Annotated in this window: 18 protein-coding genes; 12 read left to right on the forward strand and 6 right to left on the reverse strand. The window is 74.0% G+C overall.

Annotated features, from left to right (window positions below):
* The first annotated feature begins 14 nt into the window (after positions 1-14).
* A complete protein-coding gene (fdhD, locus tag ACN261_RS08850; protein WP_425849466.1) occupies positions 15-869 on the forward strand; it encodes a formate dehydrogenase accessory sulfurtransferase FdhD in 855 nt (284 codons plus the stop codon).
* A gap of 127 nt (positions 870-996) precedes the next feature.
* On the opposite strand, the gene ACN261_RS08855 is transcribed toward fdhD, so the two are convergent.
* Both ACN261_RS08855 and ACN261_RS08860 read right to left on the reverse strand, forming a co-directional pair.
* Positions 997-1251, reverse strand: coding sequence for a flavin reductase (locus tag ACN261_RS08855; RefSeq protein ID WP_421484766.1), 255 nt, complete (start codon positions 1249-1251; stop codon positions 997-999).
* Positions 1248-1547, reverse strand: coding sequence for a hypothetical protein (locus ACN261_RS08860; RefSeq protein WP_421484767.1), 300 nt, complete (start codon positions 1545-1547; stop codon positions 1248-1250). Before ACN261_RS08860 ends, ACN261_RS08855 begins: the two co-directional genes overlap by 4 nt.
* Before the next feature lie 474 nt (positions 1548-2021).
* On the opposite strand from ACN261_RS08860, the gene ACN261_RS08865 reads away from it, so the two are divergent.
* The 3 genes from ACN261_RS08865 (at position 2022) to ACN261_RS08875 (ending at position 3407) form a co-directional block, all read left to right on the forward strand.
* Positions 2022-2828 (forward strand): helix-turn-helix domain-containing protein, encoded by an 807-nt coding sequence (locus ACN261_RS08865; RefSeq protein ID WP_421484768.1) that lies wholly within the window; start codon positions 2022-2024, stop codon positions 2826-2828.
* Positions 2815-3006, forward strand: coding sequence for a DUF397 domain-containing protein (locus ACN261_RS08870; protein WP_421484769.1), 192 nt, complete (start codon positions 2815-2817; stop codon positions 3004-3006). Before ACN261_RS08865 ends, ACN261_RS08870 begins: the two co-directional genes overlap by 14 nt.
* Positions 3007-3215: 209 nt before the next feature.
* Entirely contained in the window at positions 3216-3407 is a 192-nt protein-coding gene (locus tag ACN261_RS08875; protein ID WP_421484770.1) for a DUF397 domain-containing protein, read from the forward strand.
* A gap of 323 nt (positions 3408-3730) precedes the next feature.
* Here ACN261_RS08875 and ACN261_RS08880 read toward each other — a convergent pair whose 3' ends face one another.
* Complete coding sequence (locus ACN261_RS08880; protein ID WP_421484771.1) at positions 3731-4777, reverse strand: DUF4192 domain-containing protein; 1047 nt, start codon at positions 4775-4777, stop codon at positions 3731-3733.
* 153 nt (positions 4778-4930) lie between these two features.
* On the opposite strand from ACN261_RS08880, the gene ACN261_RS08885 reads away from it, so the two are divergent.
* The 5 genes from ACN261_RS08885 to ACN261_RS08905 all read left to right on the forward strand — a co-directional run bounded on the left by ACN261_RS08885 (position 4931) and on the right by ACN261_RS08905 (position 11683).
* Positions 4931-5845: a fructosamine kinase family protein gene (locus tag ACN261_RS08885; protein ID WP_425853576.1), complete on the forward strand. Its 915-nt coding sequence runs from the start codon at positions 4931-4933 to the stop codon at positions 5843-5845.
* Positions 5842-6855, forward strand: coding sequence for a GTP 3',8-cyclase MoaA (moaA, locus tag ACN261_RS08890; RefSeq protein WP_421484772.1), 1014 nt, complete (start codon positions 5842-5844; stop codon positions 6853-6855). The genes ACN261_RS08885 and moaA overlap by 4 nt, the downstream gene beginning before the upstream one ends.
* On the forward strand, positions 6794-7102 hold the full coding sequence (locus ACN261_RS08895; protein WP_425849469.1) for a MoaD/ThiS family protein: 309 nt from the start codon (positions 6794-6796) through the stop codon (positions 7100-7102). Before moaA ends, ACN261_RS08895 begins: the two co-directional genes overlap by 62 nt.
* Before the next feature lie 12 nt (positions 7103-7114).
* Positions 7115-8362 (forward strand): metallophosphoesterase, encoded by a 1248-nt coding sequence (locus ACN261_RS08900; RefSeq protein ID WP_425849471.1) that lies wholly within the window; start codon positions 7115-7117, stop codon positions 8360-8362.
* Between the two features lie 126 nt (positions 8363-8488).
* The gene (locus ACN261_RS08905; protein ID WP_425849473.1) at positions 8489-11683 is read left to right on the forward strand and encodes a UvrD-helicase domain-containing protein; all 3195 of its coding nucleotides are present in this window, start codon (positions 8489-8491) and stop codon (positions 11681-11683) included.
* A 140-nt stretch (positions 11684-11823) separates the two neighbouring features.
* Here ACN261_RS08905 and ACN261_RS08910 read toward each other — a convergent pair whose 3' ends face one another.
* Positions 11824-12504, reverse strand: a complete 681-nt coding sequence (locus ACN261_RS08910) for a prepilin peptidase (RefSeq protein WP_425849475.1) — start codon at positions 12502-12504, stop codon at positions 11824-11826.
* A gap of 124 nt (positions 12505-12628) precedes the next feature.
* Entirely contained in the window at positions 12629-13603 is a 975-nt protein-coding gene (locus ACN261_RS08915) for an EamA family transporter (RefSeq protein ID WP_425849478.1), read from the reverse strand.
* Positions 13604-13679: 76 nt separating this feature from the next.
* Here ACN261_RS08915 and ACN261_RS08920 point away from each other — a divergent pair, with 76 nt between their 5' ends.
* The 3 genes from ACN261_RS08920 to ACN261_RS08930 all read left to right on the forward strand — a co-directional run bounded on the left by ACN261_RS08920 (position 13680) and on the right by ACN261_RS08930 (position 17887).
* Positions 13680-14348 carry an LppU/SCO3897 family protein gene (locus ACN261_RS08920; RefSeq protein WP_421484778.1) on the forward strand — a complete coding sequence of 223 codons (669 nt, stop codon included), beginning with the start codon at positions 13680-13682 and terminating at the stop codon, positions 14346-14348.
* A 1711-nt stretch (positions 14349-16059) separates the two neighbouring features.
* Positions 16060-16506 (forward strand): LppU/SCO3897 family protein, encoded by a 447-nt coding sequence (locus ACN261_RS08925; RefSeq protein WP_421486954.1) that lies wholly within the window; start codon positions 16060-16062, stop codon positions 16504-16506.
* Positions 16507-16642: 136 nt separating this feature from the next.
* The gene (locus ACN261_RS08930) at positions 16643-17887 is read left to right on the forward strand and encodes an AAA family ATPase (RefSeq protein WP_421484779.1); all 1245 of its coding nucleotides are present in this window, start codon (positions 16643-16645) and stop codon (positions 17885-17887) included.
* 70 nt (positions 17888-17957) lie between these two features.
* On the opposite strand, the gene ACN261_RS08935 is transcribed toward ACN261_RS08930, so the two are convergent.
* Entirely contained in the window at positions 17958-18503 is a 546-nt protein-coding gene (locus tag ACN261_RS08935) for a GNAT family N-acetyltransferase (protein ID WP_421484780.1), read from the reverse strand.
* Between the last annotated feature and the right edge of the window lie 127 nt (positions 18504-18630).

Below are 18630 nucleotides of genomic sequence, written 5' to 3' on the forward strand. Positions count from 1 at the left end.
GGCAGGATGGCGGGATGGGACGGGCCACTGACCGGCGGAGCGTGCTCCGGATCGACCTCGACGCGGCGGACGACGCCCGGGTGGCGCTGCGCCGGCCGGACACGCTCGCCGTGGAGGAACCGCTGGAGATCCGGGTCGGCCCCGGCGGGCCGGGTCGACGCCGCCCGCTGGCGGTGACCATGCGTACCCCCGGTGACGACCTCGACCTGGCCATCGGCTTCCTGCTGACCGAGGGGCTGATCCGCGGCGACGCCGACGTGCACACCGCCCAGCTCTGCTCCGGGGTGGAGACACCCAACACGTACAACGTGGTCGACGTGGTGCTCTCCCCCGGTGTGCCGGCACCGGCGACGGACCCGGCGCGCAACTTCTACACCACCAGCTCCTGCGGGGTGTGCGGGAAGGCCAGCATCGACGCGATTCGGACCCGGTCCCGGTTCACCGTCACCGACGACCCGCTCACCGTGCCGGCGAAGCTGCTGGCGGAGCTGCCCGACCGGCTGCGCGCCGCGCAGCGCGCCTTCGACCGCACCGGCGGCCTGCACGCGGCGGGCCTGTTCACCCCCGATGGCGAACTGGTGGTGCTGCGCGAGGACGTCGGCCGGCACAACGCGGTGGACAAGGTGGTCGGCTGGGCGGTCCGGCAGCGGCGGCTGCCGCTGTCCGGACACCTGCTGATGGTGTCCGGCCGGGCGAGCTTCGAGCTGACCCAGAAGGCGTGGATGGCCGGGCTGCCGCTGCTGGCGGCGGTCTCCGCGCCGAGCACCCTCGCCGCCGACCTGGCCGACGAGGCGGGGCTGACCCTGGTCGGCTTCCTGCGGGGACGGACCATGAACGTCTACACCGGCACCCACCGCGTCACCCCCTGACCCGCCTGCGGTCGGCGCGGAGTCGTCAGGCGTGGGGCGTGATCGTGGAGACTTCTTGTCGCTGGGGCCGCAACAACTCTCCACAATCCACCGGCAACCGTTCCCGGCCCCGGTAGCGGGGGAGGGATCAGCGGGAGGGCGGGCGGACCCAGGTGAGGAAGCGGTCGGTCACGTCGATCCGGCGACCGTTGTCGAGCTGCGTCAGGTGTTCGGTCGCCTCCACCGACCACCCGGTGAGCAGGGCGAGCAGTCCGGGCAGGTCGTCGCCGTACCGCGCGAGGAGGGCGAGTTTCGCCTCCCCGCACGGCCACGGGTTCGCATCGACCCGGCACAGCCAGATCGGCCGCAGCGGCGTGTGCCGGCCGGGCAACGCCCCGGTCACCGCGTCCCCACCGGCCTGAGCCGCCGCCCCCGGCCACCCTGCGGGAGCGGCACCCCTGCCGGCCGGTCCGGCTGCGCGAGCCGGCGCGCGCCCGCCGGCATCAGGAACAGGGTCCGCCGCCGGACCGCGTCGCCTGCGGCATTCAGCTCGTACGCGTCGATCCAGACCCAACCGTGGTACGTGTGCCAGTCGGCCAGCACCCGGATGACCCGGACCATGATCGGCCGGATGAACTGCACACTGGCGGTACGCGACAGGTGCAGCACGTCTCCCGACCTGACCTCCGGCCCGGTCACCGGGGCCCCTGGTTCCGGCCATACGCCCAGCGGGGTGCCGGCACGACGCCTGTCATCCGCCCCGGCCCCCGGTACGGCGGCACGAACGGCCCGATCGGGCCGGGGACGATCGGGCGCGCGGGCGGCCCGGGATCGGGTACGGGTTCGGGGCGGGGTGCGGGCTTCGGGCTCGGGGCGGGGTTCGGCTTCTCCCTGGGCACGGCGTCTCCTCTGTGTCGGTGCGGCCGCGTCGGCGTATCCGCGTCGATACGTCCGCGCGGTGTGGAGGAGGGGCCGGCCGCCCTTCCACGGCCGGTCCCTCCGGCAGACGCCGCCGCCAGCTCTCGACCGCTACCGACAGCGCCGCCCCGGTGACACTCTGGTGTGGAGGTCACTAGGCTCGGAAGGTACGACGAACGTTCGGGCTGAGCCGGATGAGGAACCGCCGACGAGGTGGCGGCATGAATAGTCGATCTTCAGATTGGGGCGCCGTGTATGGCTGACGTACCAGATCCGCTCGCCGATTTCGTCGTTGCCGAGATCCGCCGTGCCCGGGGTGCCGCCGGTATGACGCAGGAGGCGTTCGGGCGGGGTGCCGGCTTCAGCGCGTCGCACGTCAGTGCCGTCGAGGGTGGCACCCGGGCGCTGACCCTGGATTTCATCAAGGGAGCTGACCGGGCGCTCAGCACCGGCGGGCTCTTCGAGCGGCTGGTGAGCAAGCTCGGCACGCCGTCGTGGTTCCTGCCCTGGCTCGACGCCGAACGCAACGCGACCCAACTCAGGTACTTCGAGCCGAACCTGATTCCCGGCCTACTACAAACCGAGGCCTACGCCCGCGCGGTGCTTCGAACTGTCGACAGCCTCACCGACGACGAGGTGGAGCAGCGGGTGTCGGCACGAATCGACCGACAGAGAATTCTGACCGGCGGGCATCCTCCGCAATTGGTGGCGGTGCTCGACGAGAGGGCGATACGCCTCGCCGGAGAGGGCTTCGGTGTCGTCATGGGGCAGCAGATCACGCAACTCATCGCCAGGGCAGAACTGCCGCATGTTCATGTGCACGTCATCCCGGCAGTCACCGGGCTGCATGTCGGACTGTCCGGGCCGTTCGCTCTGGCGCGCTCCGCCGGTGGGGTGTGGGTCGGGCACCTGGAGAACCAGCTTGGCGGCGTTGTGGTCGACAAGGATGATGAGTTGGCTACGCTCCAGGCGCGGTGGGAGAACGTTCGGAACGAGGCCCTTCCGCGTCGGCAGTCCATCGATCTGTTGAAGGAAGTTGGGAGCCAACATGGACCTCAGTAACGCCACGTGGCGGAAGTCCACCCGCAGCGGTGCGAGCGGTGGGAACTGCGTCGAGGTTGCCGACAACCTTCCTGGCGCGGTCGCCGTACGGGATTCCAAGGACCCGGACGGGCCGGCCCTGACGTTCGCCCCGACCTCATGGCGCGCGTTCGTCGCCGGGTTGGCCGATCGCGCCTGACCGACCTACTCGGCGAGGTGCCTGCTCCGAGCCCGGGGCAGCCACCGCACGCCAGCTACCAGGAACGCGTAGACGTTCGGCGGTCTCCCGTTTCCCTCGCGGCGCCGGAACACTGCCTACGCGTCGCCAAAGACGCTCCTGGATGGGGAATCTGAGCCACCAGCCCAGAGACCGGCATCTGACCGAAAGCCTGCGAGAGGGGACAACCCGTGAGACTGACTGATGCGCGGTGGCGGAAGTCCACCCGAAGTGGCACCAGCGGCGGGAACTGTGTCGAGGTTGCCGACAACCTTCCCGGTGCGGTCGCCGTGCGGGACTCCAAGGACCCGCACGGGCCGGCCCTGACGTTCGCCCCGACCTCATGGCGCACATTCGTCGCCGGGTTGCCCGATCGCGCCTGACCGACCTGCCGGCGAATGCCTGCCCCGAGGTCCGGGGCAGGCATTTCGCGTCAGGAAACGACCCGGCATCCCAGGTCTGAACTACCCGACCCGGTCGGTGGATAGCATGGGCGGCTGTCAATCCGGCCAGGTGTCGACCGTGTCCGTCCCAACACCATGCCGCTGACAGCCGTATTCCTGTCAGGCATGAATATGACTGCGAGGCATATCCCTCTCAGGGACCACATAGCCCCGACCATCCCCACTGACAGTGACCCTGCTGCCGGCCGGGCCAGCGAGGCCCGCCGGACCGGCGGATCAGCGGGGGCGGCGCAGCCGCCCGGTCAGCGGGGGCGGCGGGGCCGGCGACGACGGCGGCGTAGCACTTCCGGCTCGGTCACGGCCGGCCATCCGTCCAGGTCGGACGGCGGAACACCGCGCCTCAGCAGATCGTCGAGGAGCCGGGCGAGGGTGTAGTCGGGGCGAATGGCCAGCGCCCGCTCCAGGGCCACGGCGGCGAGCGCCCCCTGGCCGGCCCGCCAGGCGGCGAAGGCGAGCAGGCAGGCGGGGGCGGGGACCAACTCCTCCTCGGCGCGGCGCAGCACCTCGCTCCACAGGGCGATGTCTTCCTCCCGGCCGTCGGTGCGTTCCCACGCGTGGTCGCGTACCGGCAGGTGGGTCAGGAGCAGGGTCAGCCAGGCCACCTCGTCGTCGGTGAGCCGGTCGCCGCGCCGGTGCCGGCGTTGCGCCTGGCGTACCGCGGTGGTGCCGGCCCTGCGGATGGTCCGCTCGCCGGACTCGTCGGTGTCGGGGGCCGCCTCCAGCAGTCCCAGCAGGCGGCGTTCGGCCCGGTCACCGGCCCGGCGCAGGGCGGCCCGGTCGATGCCCCCGGCGGGGGCGATCCGGGCGGCGAGTGCCGCCCGGTCGGGCAGCGCCACCTGACCGGCGTAGACCGCGGCGGCGGCGACCTGGCTGGCATCCGGGTCGTACGGGGTGCCGTCGGGCGGGCAGCAGTCCGGCGCTTCGCAGAGGTAGGACCAGTAGCGGCGACCGGTCACCCGCAGCGCGTCGAGCACGGGCAGGTCGAGGTCGGCCAGCGCCGATCGGACGGCGTCCACCGCCGGGGTGACCCGTTCGGGCGGGCCGAACCCGACGACGGTGGTGGATTCGGCGTCCTGCCGGCCGATCACGTCGCCGAGATGTCGGGCCGGCAGGGCCGGGTCGGTGCCCGGTCCGGGCAGGTCGGCGCGGGCGGCGAAGACGATCCGCCGGCCCCGCATCGCCACCACCACGATGCTGTCGACGGGGTGGAAGCCGATCAGGTACGGCACGGCGGTGATCAGGTCTGCGGGCGAGCGGACGGTGAGCCGGGGGCGGTCGGTCGCGTTCATGTCCGGCAGCGTGCGGCGGGCGGCCACAGCGCCGACAGGCCCTGTGGACGACACGCGAGTTATCCACAGATACGGAGAGTGTTGATGCAGGTCACCGCCATCCGGCAGGCGACGCGGCCCACCGGGGTCGGTCCGAGCGGCTACCTTGCGCTCATGGACCTGGCGTACCTGCGGGCGCACCCGGAGCACCTGCCCACCTTCCTGACCCACCAGCGCATCCGGGAGACCCCGGTGGCGGGCGGGGACAGCTGCGTGGCCTCCCGGTTGACCCTGGACGACGGCCACTCGGTCTTCACCAAGACCTGGCCGGAGCGGGCCGGGCGCCCCGTCCCGGCGGGCTTCTTCGACACCGAGGCCGCCGGGCTGCGCTGGCTGCGGGAGGCCGGCGCGGTGGCCGTACCGGAGGTGGTGGTGGCGCTGCCGGAGCTGTTGGCGCTCGACTGGGTCGACCCCGGCGAGCCGACGCCCGAGGCGGCCGAGCGGTTCGGCCGGGAGCTGGCCGGCACGCACCGGGCCGGCGCGGACCGGTTCGGGGCGGCCTGGCCCGGGTTCATCGGCACTCTCGCGCAGGACAACACCCCCGACGACGGGCCCTGGCCGGAGTGGTTCGCCAGGCGACGGCTCCTGCCGTACCTGCGGATGTCGGTCGACGGCGGTGCCCTCGACGGCCCGGACGCCGCGCTGGTCGAGCAGGTGGTGACGCGGATCGGCGAGTTCGGCGGCGACGAGCCGCCGGCCCGGCTGCACGGCGACCTGTGGCCGGGCAACCTGCTCTGGGGCACGGACGAGCGGGTGTGGCTGGTCGACCCGGCGGCGCACGGCGGGCACCGAGAGACGGACCTGGCCCAGTTGGCGCTCTTCGGTGGTCCGCCGCACCGCGACCGGATCATGGCCGGCTACCGGGAGGCGTGGCCGCTGGCCGACGGGTGGCGGGAACGGGTGCCACTGCACCAACTGCACCTGCTGCTGGTGCACACCGCGCTGTTCGGCGGGGCATACCGCGATGCGGTCGTCGGTGCCGCCCGAGCGGCGCTGCGGGGCGTCGGCCGCGCTACGGTCGACGGGTGACCGCCGCCCCGACGACCGCCGGCGTCCTCGTCGACCGGTACGGCCGGATCGCCCGGGACCTGCGCGTGTCGCTGACCGACAAGTGCAACCTGCGCTGCACCTACTGCATGCCCGCCGAGGGGCTGCCCTGGCTGGCCGGGCCGCAACTGCTCACCGACGAGGAGATCGTGCGGCTGGTCCGGGTCGCGGTGCAGCGGCTCGGGGTGACCGAGGTGCGGTTCACCGGGGGAGAGCCGCTGATCCGGCCGGGGCTGGTCGGCATCGTCGCCGCCGTGGCCGCGCTCACCCCCCGCCCCCGGATCTCGTTGACCACCAACGGTCTCGGCCTGGACCGGCTCGCCCCGGCACTGCGCGACGCCGGGCTGGACCGGGTGAACGTGTCGTTGGACACCCTGGATGCCGCCCGGTTCGCCGCGTTGACCCGGCGGGACCGGCTGGCCGACGTGCTCGCCGGGCTGGCCGGGGCCGCCGCCGCCGGGCTCACCCCGGTGAAGGTCAACGCGGTGCTGATGCGCGGGGTCAACGACGACGAGGCACCGGCGTTGCTGCGGTTCGCCCTCGACCACGGCTACGAGCTGCGGTTCATCGAGCAGATGCCGTTGGACGCCCAGCACGGCTGGGACCGGGCCACGATGGTCACCGCCGACGAGATCCTGACGTCGCTGGCCGCCGGGTTCGACCTCACCCCCGACCCGGCGCACCGGGGTGCCTCCCCGGCCGAAACCTGGCTGGTGAGCGGCGGGCCGGCCCGGGTCGGGGTGATCGGCACGGTTACCCGGCCGTTCTGCGGCGACTGCGACCGGACCCGGCTCACCGCCGACGGTCAGCTCCGCAACTGCCTGTTCGCCACGGAGGAGTCCGACCTGCGTGGCGCGCTGCGGGCCGGTGCGGACGACGCCGACATCGCCCGCCGCTGGCAGGCCGCCACGGCGGTCAAACGGGCCGGGCATGGCATCGACGACCCGACGTTCCTGCAACCCGTCCGGCCCATGTCGGCGATCGGAGGCTGAGGTGGACCTCACCGTCCGGTACTTCGCCGGGGCGCGGGCCGCAGCCGGCCGCAGCGAGGAGACCGCATCCGCCGGCCGGCCGCTCGACGAACTGCTCGGTGAACTCGCGCACCGGCACGGCCCCCGGCTGGCCGCGGTGCTCCAGGTGGCGAGTTTTCTGGTCGACGGCGTGGCCTGCCATGATCGTCAGGCACCGTTGCCGGCCGGGGCCACGATCGACGTGCTGCCTCCCTTCGCGGGCGGCTGAGGAAGGGCTGCCGTGTTGGCGATTCTGGGGTTCGTGGGCACGATCGGCCTGATCACCGGCCTGATCCACTTCTACCTGTGGAAGCGGCTGGTCAAGGACACCACCGGGCCGGGCCGGTGGCGGCGGGTCGGCACTGTCGTCGCGCTGGTGCTGGCGGTGCTCGTCCCCGCGACGATGGCCGGCACCCAGGTCGCCGGGGCGTTCTGGCTGGCCTGGCCCGGTTACCTCTGGCTCGCGGTGATGTTCTACCTGCTGATCGTCCTGCTGGTGCTGGAGGTGCCGATGGCGGTGGCCCGGTTGGTGCTGCGCCGCCGCAGCGCCGCCGCCGAGGCGACCACCGCCGCCCCGGAGCCGGCGCTGGTCGGTGCGGCCGGCAGCGCCGACCCGCCGGCCGCCGAGGCGGTGGACCGCCCCGACCACGACGAGTCCCGCCGGTTGCTGCTCGCCCGGGGGGCCGCGATCTTCGCCGGTCTCACCGCCGCCGGCATCACCGGGTACGGGGTCCGCACCGCGGTGGGTCCACCGCAGCTCGACCGGGTGCGCATCCCGCTGGCGAAGCTCCCCCGCAGCATGGACGGCCTGCGCATCGCCACCGTGTCCGACATCCACCTCGGCCCGTTGCGCGGTCGGGCGCACACCGAGCGGATCGTCGCGATGATCAACCGACTGGACGCCGACCTGGTCGCGGTCGTCGGTGACCTCGTCGACGGGTCGGTCGCCGAGTTGGGCGAGGCCGCCGAACCGCTGCGTGACCTGCGTTCCCGCTACGGCAGCTTCTTCGTCACCGGCAACCACGAGTACTACTCCGGGGTCGAGGAGTGGGTGGCCGAGGTCGACCGGCTCGGCCTGCGGGTCCTGCAGAACGAGCGGCAGGAGATCCGGGCCCGGGGCGGGGTGCTCGACCTGGCCGGGATCAACGACGTCACCGCCGACGGCACCGGCGTCGCCGGCCCCGCCGACTTCACCGCCGCGCTCGGCGGCCGGGACGCCAGCCGCCCGGTGGTCCTGCTCGCCCACCAGCCGGTCGCCGCCCGCGAGGCGGCGAAGTTCGGCGTCGACCTGCAACTGTCCGGGCACACCCACGGTGGGCAGCTCGCGCCGTTCAACCTGGCCGTCAAGCTCCAGCAGCCGGTGGTCTCCGGCCTCGGTGAGGTCGACGGCACCAAGGTCTACGTCACCAACGGGGCCGGTTTCTGGGGTCCACCGGTCCGCGTCGGCGCACCGCCGCAGGTGACCCTGGTCGAGCTACGCGCCCCGTGACCTGCCGGATGACTCCACGGCCCGGCCCATACCGCGTCCGGGCGGCGGAGTCCAGCACCGGATTGCACTCCTCACGCGTACGCGTGGCGGCAGGCGGGTAGTGGACCAGCCGTGACAGGATGCGGCGTGCCTCCGTTCAGCGCCGCTCCCCCTGGTGGCGTCCCGCCGTTCGTCGCGGACCTGCACATCCACTCGAAGTACTCCCGCGCGTGCAGCCGCGACCTCACCCTGCCCAACCTCGGTTGGTGGGCCCGACGCAAGGGCATCGGGGTGCTCGGCACCGGGGACTTCACCCATCCCGCCTGGTACGACCACCTGCGGGAGACCCTGCAACCGGCCGAGCCCGGCCTGTACCGGCTCGGCCCGGAGGCCGAGGCGGACATCGCCAGGCGACTACCACCCCGGCTGGCCGACGCGGCGGAGGCCGACCCGGTCCGGTTCATGCTGAGCGTGGAGATCTCCACCATCTACAAGCGGGACGACCGGACCCGCAAGGTGCACCACCTGATCTACCTGCCCGACCTCGACGCGGTGGCCCGGTTCAACACCGCGCTGGGCCGGATCGGCAACCTCGGCTCGGACGGCCGGCCGATCCTCGGCCTGGACTCCCGGGACCTGCTGGAGATCACCCTTGATGCGAGTCCGGACGGTTACCTGGTGCCGGCGCACATCTGGACGCCGTGGTTCTCCGCACTCGGCTCGAAGTCCGGCTTCGACGCGATCGCCGACTGCTACGCCGACCTGGCCGAGCACGTCTTCGCGGTGGAGACCGGGCTCTCCTCCGACCCGGCGATGAACTGGCGGGTCGGCAGCCTGGACCGCTACCGGTTGGTCTCCAACTCCGACGCGCACTCCCCGCCGGCCCTGGCCCGGGAGGCCACCGTCTTCTCGTCGGCCCGTGACTACTTCGCCATCCGGGACGCGCTGCGGACCGGTGACGGGCTGGCCGGGACGATCGAGTTCTTCCCCGAGGAGGGCAAGTACCACGCCGACGGGCACCGGCTCTGCGGCGTCAACTGGGCGCCGGAGCGGACCCGGGCGGCCGGCGGGCGCTGCCCGGAGTGCGGCAAGCCGTTGACCGTGGGAGTGCTCAGCCGGGTCGAGGAGCTGGCCGACCGGCCGGACGGGCACCGCCCGGAGCACGCCCGCGACGTGACCCACCTGGTGCCGCTGGCCGAGATCCTCGGTGAGATCAACAAGGTGGGGCCCCGGTCCAAGAAGGTCGAGGGGAAGCTCAACGAGCTGGTAGCCGCGCTCGGCCCGGAGTTGGAGATCCTCACCCGTACCCCGGTCGACGAGATCAGCCGGGTCGGCGGGGAACTGCTCGGCGAGGGCATCGGCCGGTTGCGCCGGGGCGACGTGCGCCGGGTCCCCGGCTTCGACGGCGAGTACGGCGTGATCACCCTCTTCGACCCCGCCGAGCTGGGCGGGGCCGCCGGTTCCGGGCAGGAGACGCTGTTCGACGTACCGGTGCCGGCGCAGCGCAGGCCGACGGAGCCGGCGGCGAAACCGAAGGCCAAGCGGCCGGCGGCGGTGAAGGCCGAGCCGAAGCCGAAGCCCGCGCCGACCCCGCCGCCGCCACCGATCGCCTCGACCCCCTCGCCGCACGAGCCGTTCGAGCCGATGCTCGCCGGGATGGAGGAGGTCGGCACCGGCCTGCTCGACCGGCTGGACGCGATGCAGCGGGTGGCCGCCTCCGCGCCCGGCGGCCCGCTGCTGATCGTGGCCGGGCCGGGCACCGGCAAGACCCGCACGCTGACCCACCGGATCGCCTACCTCTGCGCCGAGCTGAACGTCTTCCCCGAACAGTGCCTGGCGATCACCTTCACCCGGCGGGCCGCCGAGGAGCTGCGGCACCGGCTCGACGGCCTGCTCGGCCCGGTCGCCGAGGACGTCACCGTCGGCACCTTCCACTCGCTCGGGCTTGCCATCCTGCGGGAGAACGCCGCCGCGGCCGGCCTGCCGGAGGGGTTCCGGATCGCCGACGACGCCGAGCGTGCCGCCGCCCGGACGGAGGCCGGCGACGACCCGGCCCGCTACACCGCGCTGCTGCGCAAGCAGGACCTGGTCGACCTGGACGAGTTGCTGACCCTGCCGGTCGCGCTGCTCAAGGGCGACAGGAAGCTGGTCCGGGACTACCGGGAACGCTGGCGGTGGATCTTCGTCGACGAGTACCAGGACGTCGACGCCGTGCAGTACGACCTGCTGCGGCTGCTCAGCCCCGCCGACGGCAACCTCTGCGCGATCGGTGACCCGGACCAGGCGATCTACTCGTTCCGGGGCGCCGACGTCGGCTACTTCCTGCGCTTCTCCGAGGACTTCACCGACGCCCGGCTGGTCCGGCTCAACCGCAACTACCGCTCGTCCGCGCCGATCCTGGCCGCCGCCGTCCAGGCCATCGCGCCGTCGTCGCTGGTCCGGGGCCGCCGGCTCGACCCGGCCCGGCTCGACCCGGAGGCCCCGCTGGTCGGCCGCTACCCGGCGGCGTCCGTCGCCGACGAGGCCGACTTCGTGGTACGCACCGTCGACGACCTGGTCGGCGGCCTGTCCCACAGGTCGTTGGACTCCGGACGCATCGACGGCCGGTCCACCAGTCTGTCCTTCTCCGACATCGCGGTGCTCTACCGCACCGACGCGCAGGCCGCCCCGATCGTGGACGCCCTGGCCAGGGCCAACATCCCGGTGCAGAAGCGGTCGCACGACCGGCTCCGGGACCGGCCCGGTGTCCTGGCGATCGCCCGGGAGCTGCGGCACGCCGACGGCTCCACCGGTGGGCTGCCCGCCCGGGTCCGGGCCGCCGGCCAGGTGCTCGCCGAACGGTTCGCCGCCCCCACCCTGGACGCCGCCGGCACCGTACGCCCCGAGGACGTCCGGACCGCCGTCGACCTGCTAGCCCCGCTGGCCCGACGCTGCGGCGACGACCTGGAACTCTTCCTCTCCCAACTCGCCACCGGGGCCGAGGTGGACGCGTTGGACCCGCGCGCCGAGGCGGTCACCCTGCTCACCCTGCACGCCGCGAAGGGGCTGGAGTTCCCGGTGGTCTTCCTGGTCGGCGTCGAGGACGGTCTGCTGCCGCTGCGCTGGCCCGGCTCGACACCCGACGACGACGCGATCGCCGAGGAGCGGCGGCTCTTCTTCGTCGGGCTGACCCGCGCGCAGGACCGCCTCTACGTCAGCCACGCGGCCCGCCGGGTCCGGCACGGAACGGAACGCGACTGCCGGCCGTCTCCGTTCCTCGACGTGGTCGACCCTGGTCTGTTCGAACGGTTCGGCGAGGCCGAGCCACGCCGCCCCAAGGACCGTCAGCTCCGCCTGATCTGACTGCCCGTCGACCGACGGCCCGTCGACCGACCTACGGGGTCGAGGTAGCGGTATCCGCCCGCGCTGATACCGCTTGCTGCGTGACGTTGCGGTCCGCCGGGCCGCCCCGCCTAGCCGACCCCGCCGGGCCGGCGGGCCGGTCAGGCGAGAAGGACGGCGAGCCAGACGCCGGTGAGCAGGGCCGGGCCGAACGGCAGGGCGGTGTCCCGGCGTACCCGGCCGACGACCAGCAGCGCCAGCACCAGCACCCCGTTGAGCAGGTGCGGCAGCAGCAGACCGAGCCAGAGGGTGGGCCAGCCCAGCCAGCCCAACGGCAGGCCGAGCACCGCCGCCAGTTTCACGTCACCGAAGCCGAGCCGGGACCGGGGCAGCAGCGCCAGCACGACGTACAGGAGGAAGGAGAGCGCGGCACCGGCCAGCGCGAGCGCCAGACGGCCGGGAGTGCCGGCGGCGACGGCGGCCACGGTCAGCGCGGTGCCGCCGCCGAGCGCGGCCACCCCGACCAGCGGGTCGGGCAGGCGGAGGCTGGTCAGATCCACCACCGCCAGCACCACCCCCACCGCCGCCACCAGCAGGAACGCCGGCAGTGCCGGCTCCGGACCACGCGCGGCGGCCAACCCGCCGCAGACCACCGCCCCCAGCACGACCGGAGGCGTGCCGCGCCCGGGTCCCCTGGCCGCCGGGGGAGCGGCCCGCCTGGCCTGCGGCGGTCGCGGGGGCGCGGACGGTGGGAAGGCGCAGGCGATGCGGGGTGCGGCGAGGCCGGCCAGCGCACCGAGCGCCGCCGCCATGGTCACCAGGCCGGTCGACGCCCCGGTCATCGTGGCTCCGGGCAGCAGGCCGCCGGGCTCCGTACGGCCGGCGGCAGGCCGGAGCGCGCGCTCGGGGTCAGCCTGCCGGAGCGCGCGCTCGGGGTCGACGGGCCGAGGGGCACGGCCGTCGACGTTACCGGCGGGACGACTCCAGGACCGCCCCGTCGACCACCGGCCGGCGGGGCCGCTCGGTGGTCACCACCAGCGCCACACCTGCGACGATCACCGCGCCGCCGAGCAGCACCTGGCCGGTCACCGGCTCGGCGACCAGCAGCGCGCCGAGCGCCACCGCCACCACCGGATTGACGTACGCGTAGGTGGCGGCCAGCGAGATGGGGGCGTTCGCCAGCAACCAGACGTACGCGGTGAAGGCCACCAGCGACCCGGCCACCAGCAGGTACGTCAGCGCCAGCCAGGACCGGGTGGTGACCTGCCCCGGGGCGAACCCGCGCAGCTCACCCCGGGCCAGCGACAGCACGAACAGCGCCACCGCCCCGGCGACCATCTCGTAGACGGTGGCGACGAACGGATCGGCGGGCATCCGCAGCCGGTTGGACAGGAACGACCCCACCGACCAGCAGACCGCCCCCGCGACCACGGTCAACGCCCCGACCAGCGGCACCGCACCGGACCCGCCCCGGGGGAGCACCAGCAGCACCAGCCCGAGGAAGCCCAGCGTCACCCCGGCGAACGTCCACCCCGGTGGTCGGTCCCCGGTGACCGTACGGAGCAGCACCACCAGCAGCGGAACGGTCGCCACCAGCAGCGCGGCGATCCCCGACGGCACCGCCACCCCGGACGGACCGGATTCGGCGAGCACCACCAGGCCGTTGCCGCCAGCCAGGAGCAGCACCCCGACCAGTGCGGCGGAACCGAGCTGCCGGCGGTCGACCCGTAGCGCGCCCCTGCCCCGTCGCAGCCGCAGCACGACCGCCAGCACCAGCGCGGCACCGCCGAACCGGGTGGCGGCCGACCCGAGCGGCGGCATCGACTCCACCACGACCCGGATGCCGAGGTACGTGGAACCCCACAGCACGTAGACGAGAATCAGTGCCGTCCAGATCAGGGCTGGTCGGGCGGGTGTCGCGGCCGAGGGAGATGAGGTCATCGCAGGACCACGCTACGGTGACCACGTCGGTGGCGTCTTCCGGATAACCGGCATCTCGGCACGCGGGAGGACGGGCATGGCGAACTACGGACCACCGGGGGGCTCCCCGGAACCGTGGGGTGGGCAACGCCCGGACGACCGTTGGAGCCGTCCCGCACCGGAGCAGCCCCCGACCGTGCCGTCGCAGCCGTCCGGCCACCCGTCGTACGACCCGTCGTACCGGCAGTCGGAGGCGTACGGTTCGGCAGATCCGTACGCGGTCAGCGGGCCGGCGGCGTACCCGGATGCTCCGACGCCGGGGCGCGGTCGTGGTCCGCTGGTCGCGGTGCTGGTCGTACTCGCGGTGCTGGTCGTCGGCGGTGGCGTCCTGTGGTACCTGCTGGGTGACGACGACGGATCACCGTCCACGACCGGGGCCGTCCTGCCGACGACACCGGTCGAGCCGGACGGGGCGACCTCCGGTCCGACAGCCACCACGCCCGCTCCCGCCTCGTCGGCCGACCCCCGGTTCGTCAAGGCGGGCCAGTGCGTCCGCAACGAGGGCCCGGCCGGTGGCAAGCCCAAACTGCTGATCACCGCGTGCGCTCCGAAGACCTACGAGGTGCTCCGCCGTTTCGACGGAGCGACCAGTGGTGAAAGGGACGCCGAGGCGAAGTGCGGCGTGGTGGAGGGCTACACCAACTGGTACTTCTTCGACAGCGAGCTGGACACCCTCGACTTCGTCCTCTGCCTGAAGCAGCGCTGAGCCCACCCCTGGAGAGAGATTGTCAACCTTCGGCCCACCCGACTCCGGCCGTCCCGACAAGGAACACCGGCCCACGGCTTCCGAGTCCGAGCCACCCACCGAGCCCTTCGGCTCCGAGCCGCCCACCGCGCCGATCTCCCCGGAACCAGCGACGGAACCCATCGACCGGTCCGACCCCGAACCGCCGACCGCGCCCCTCGCACAGGCCGACCCCGAACCGCCGACCGCGCCCCTCGCACAGGCCGAGCCGGAGCCGCCGACCGCGCCCCTCGGCCGGTCTGAGCCGGAGCCGCCGACCGCACCTCTGGCCGGGGCCGCGTCCGGGGGAGGCGCGGCTGACGCGGACACGCCGACGGCGTCGATCCCGTCGGAGCCGGACGACGCGCCGACCGCTCCCTTCGCCCGTGACCAGGACGAGGCACCCACCGCGCCGACCGCCCCGGTCCCACCGACCGCCGACGACACGCCGACCGCGCCGATCTCGTCGCCGCCCCCGCACCCGGCCGACGAACCGCCGACCGCTCCCGTTGCGGCCGACCCCGACGACCAACCGACCGCGCTCATCACAGGCAGCCCTGACGACCAGCCGACCGCGCTGATCACGGGTGGACCGGACGACCAGCCGACGGCGATGCTGTCCGCCGGACAGGTCCCGACGGGCCAGGACGACGAGCCCACCGCCGTGTCGACCGGGCAGGTCGCCGGGTCGGCGGGGTCGACGGCCGCACCCGACACCGCCCCGGGCGAGGCGGCAACCGAGCCGATCCGGGCGCAGGACCCGGAGCCACCGACCGTGCCCGTGTCGCGGGAGGCGGACGAGCCGGCCACGGCCCCCGTACCGGCGGTAGAGGAACCCCCGACCTCCCCCCTGGCCGCGTCACCCCCGGAGCCACCGACCGCGCCGATCTGGGCCGGTACGGACGACGCACCGACCACGGCGCTGCGCAGCGAGCCGCCGACGGCCCCCGTGACCGGTGATGCGGCAACCACCCCGATCGCCACGTCGCCGGAACCGCCGACCACCCGGCTGCCGCCGGTGTCGGGAGCCGCCCAGCCGGCCCCGCCAGCACCGGCCGGCGGCTACTCCCCGACCACGCAGATGCCCGCGTCGACCGGCGGGTACTCCCCGACCACGCAGATGCCGGCATCGGAGGCTCCCCAGCCCCCACCCACCTCGGGAGCGGGTTACCCGCCACCGCCGACCTCGGGGGCGAGCTACCCGCCACCGCCCACGTCAGGGGCGAGCTACCCGCCGCCCCCCACCTCGGGAGCCGGCTACCCGCCGCCGCCGACCTCGGGGGCCGGCTACCCGCCGCCGGACACCTACCTGCCGCCGACCGGTCAGCCGGCGGCGTCCTCGGAGGCCGGTTACCCGCCGCCGGGGCCGTTCCCGCCCGCCGGGCCGACGGCCGCGCCGGCAGCGGGCGCGTTCTCCGCACCGGCCTCGCCACCACCGACGGGCCACTCCGGTCAGGCCGCGCCACCACCGTCGCCCGGGTTCCCCGGAGCGACCGCGCCGACGTCCGGCTACCCGGGGCAGTCGACCCCGGCACCGTCCTCCGGATTCCCGGGACCCGCCGCGCCCACGTCCGGCTATCCCGGTCAGGCTGCGCCGGGCTTCCCGGGACAGCAGCCGCCGGGCTTCCCGGGGCAGCCCGGGCCGGGGTATCCGCCCCCGCCGCCGGCGAAGGGGCGGGGCGGCCGGATCGCGCTGATCCTCGGGCTGGTGGTGGTTCTGCTGCTCTGCGCGTGCCTCGGGGTGGGCGGCTGGTTCTTCCTGGCCGCAAAGGACGGCGACGAGCCGGCGACCCCGACGGGCAGCTCCGCCACTCCCACCGAGAACGGGCCGACGCAGGCCAGCCCGACGGACGCGCCGGAGCCGACCGGGGAACCGACGACGGCCGAGCCGACCCCCACGCCGACCAGGGCGGCGCAGATCGTCCGGGGCGACTGCGTGGTCAACGACGGTACGGCCAGCGACGCCGAGCTGCGCAAGGTGCCGTGCGGCCCGAACACCTACGAGGTGCTGCTGCGCATTCCCGCGTCCACGAACGGGGAGCGGTGCCGGTCGTTGGCGCCGGAGTCGAACGCCAACTACGTGCACGACAACTCGGTCGACCTCTTCGACTACGTGCTCTGCCTGCGCAAACGAAGCTGAACAGGAAAGTATGGGGCTGTCTAGCGTGGATGCTAGACAGCCCCATATTCCGGTCGAGGGTGGGTCGGCGACACGCCGGTAGCCCCGTCTACGCATCTCTAGTCCGCAGGCTAGAGCGCCCGATACTGTGCGATGCGTGGATCCGGTCCGCAACCCGTACGCCCCGGGTGCCGGTCAGCGCCCGCCCGAACTCGCCGGGCGGGGGCGGGAGCTGGACGTCTTCGACGTGGTGCTGGAACGGATCGCCAGGGGACGCCCCGAACGCAGCCTGATGCTCACCGGCCTGCGGGGGGTCGGCAAGACGGTGCTGCTCAACACCCTGCGCTCGCAGGCGATCAACCAGCTCTGGGGCACCGGCAAGATCGAGGCTCGGCCGGACCAGTCGCTGCGCCGGCCGATCGCCGCCGCCCTGCACATGGCGGTCCGGGAACTGGCCCCCCGGCACCGCGCACCGGACCGGATCGACGCCTTCCTCGGCGTACTCAAGGCGTTCGCGCAGCGCAGCGTGCCGACCACCGGGCGGGCCGGCGCGGCCCCCCGGTTGCGCGACAGGTGGCAGCCGGGCATCGACGTGCCGGCAAGCAGCGGCCGGGCCGACTCCGGCGACATCGAGATCGACCTGGTGGAACTGCTCACCGACGCGGCGGCGGTCGCCGGGGACGTGGGCACCGGCATCGCCGTCTTCATCGACGAGATGCAGGATCTCGGCGCGGAGGACATCTCGGCGCTCTGCGCGGCCTGCCACGAGCTGTCGCAGCTCGGTGCGCCGCTGATCGTGGTGGGCGCGGGCCTGCCGCACCTGCCGGCGGTGCTCAGCGCCGCCAAGTCGTACTCCGAGCGGCTGTTCCGCTACCTGCGGATCGACCGGCTGGACCGGATCGCCGCCGACCAGGCACTGTGCGCGCCGGCCGGGCGGGAGCAGGTGGAGTACGAGCAGAAGGCCCTCGACCTGCTCTACGAGTCGTCAGGCGGCTACCCGTACTTCGTGCAGGCGTACGGGAAGGCGACCTGGGACCACGCGCCCCGCTCCCCGATCACCGCCGCGGACGTCCGGGTCGCCGCGCCGGAGGCGGAGGCGGAGCTGGCGGTCGGTTTCTTCGGTTCCCGGTTCGAGCGGGCCACCCCCGCCGAACGCGAGTACATGCGGGCGATGGCGACCCTGTCCCAGGTCGCCGGCGAGGTCGACGGCGGTGGTCGGGACGACATGGACGCCGCGGTGCCGACCGCCGAGATCGCCCGTGCCCTGGGCCGCAAGCCGGCGAGCCTCTCCCCGGCCCGGGACGCGCTGATCAAGAAGGGGCTGATCTACTCCGGGGAACGCGGCACGGTCGCCTTCACCGTCCCGCACTTCGGCCGCTACCTGCGTACCCAGCCGGCCTGATCCCCGCCGGCCGCGCTGCGACCCGGGCCTCCGGCCGGCACCGGACACGGGGACCGCGAGGCCCCCGGGGTCAGACCCGGGACCAGGGGGGCGGGAAGACCACCTCGCCGCGCGGTGGCGGCGGCGCGTCGCTGACCTCCGGCGGCAGCACGAGCGCCTGCCACGGCTCCCCCAGCCCCGACCAGGGGCTGACCAGCCCCATCCGGTCGGCCCGGGTGAAGCCGAAGCGCCTGTAGTACGCCGGGTCGCCCAGCACCACCACCAGCCGTTCGCCCAGCTCGGTGGCGGCTTCCAACGCGGCCTGCACCACCGCCGTGCCGTGCCCGACCCGTTGCCGGTGCGGGGCCACCGCCACCGGCCCGAGCACCAGCGCCGGGACGCGGACCCGGTCGGCCTCGACCTGCACCCGGGTGAGCAGCGCGTACCCGACCACCTCGCCGCCGTACTCGGCGACCATCGCCAGTTCCGGCAGCCACGCCGCGCTGCCGCGCAGCTCGTCGACGAGCGCGACCTCACCGGGGGTGGTGCGGTCGGGGCGGGCGAAGGCGGCGGCCAGCACCCGACGGACCGGGCCGGCGTCGGCCGGGCCCTCGGGACGCAGCCGAAGGGTCGTCACCCGCGCGACGTTACCGGTCGGAGCCCGTCCATCAGCGACGGTCGCTCCATTCGGCGTGGCGCACCGCCTCCGCCTGCCGGAACGCACGGCCGCCGGCCCGGGGCGGGGGTCGACGCGCCGATGCGGA

The organism is Micromonospora sp. WMMD723 (genome assembly GCF_049863385.1).
GTDB classification, from domain to species: domain Bacteria; phylum Actinomycetota; class Actinomycetes; order Mycobacteriales; family Micromonosporaceae; genus Micromonospora; species Micromonospora wenchangensis.

What these genes read in the sequence shown, in the direction of transcription:
- fdhD (WP_425849466.1), top strand. Translation starts at nt 15, where the DNA reads ATGGGACGGGCCACTGACCGGCGGAGCGTGCTCCGGATCGACCTCGAC.
- ACN261_RS08865 (WP_421484768.1), top strand. Translation starts at nt 2,022, where the DNA reads ATGGCTGACGTACCAGATCCGCTCGCCGATTTCGTCGTTGCCGAGATC.
- ACN261_RS08870 (WP_421484769.1), top strand. Translation starts at nt 2,815, where the DNA reads ATGGACCTCAGTAACGCCACGTGGCGGAAGTCCACCCGCAGCGGTGCG.
- ACN261_RS08880 (WP_421484771.1), bottom strand. Translation starts at nt 4,777, where the DNA reads ATGAACGCGACCGACCGCCCCCGGCTCACCGTCCGCTCGCCCGCAGAC.
- ACN261_RS08885 (WP_425853576.1), top strand. Translation starts at nt 4,931, where the DNA reads ATGGACCTGGCGTACCTGCGGGCGCACCCGGAGCACCTGCCCACCTTC.
- ACN261_RS08895 (WP_425849469.1), top strand. Translation starts at nt 6,794, where the DNA reads ATGGCATCGACGACCCGACGTTCCTGCAACCCGTCCGGCCCATGTCGG.
- ACN261_RS08910 (WP_425849475.1), bottom strand. Translation starts at nt 12,504, where the DNA reads ATGACCGGGGCGTCGACCGGCCTGGTGACCATGGCGGCGGCGCTCGGT.
- ACN261_RS08915 (WP_425849478.1), bottom strand. Translation starts at nt 13,603, where the DNA reads ATGACCTCATCTCCCTCGGCCGCGACACCCGCCCGACCAGCCCTGATC.
- ACN261_RS08920 (WP_421484778.1), top strand. Translation starts at nt 13,680, where the DNA reads ATGGCGAACTACGGACCACCGGGGGGCTCCCCGGAACCGTGGGGTGGG.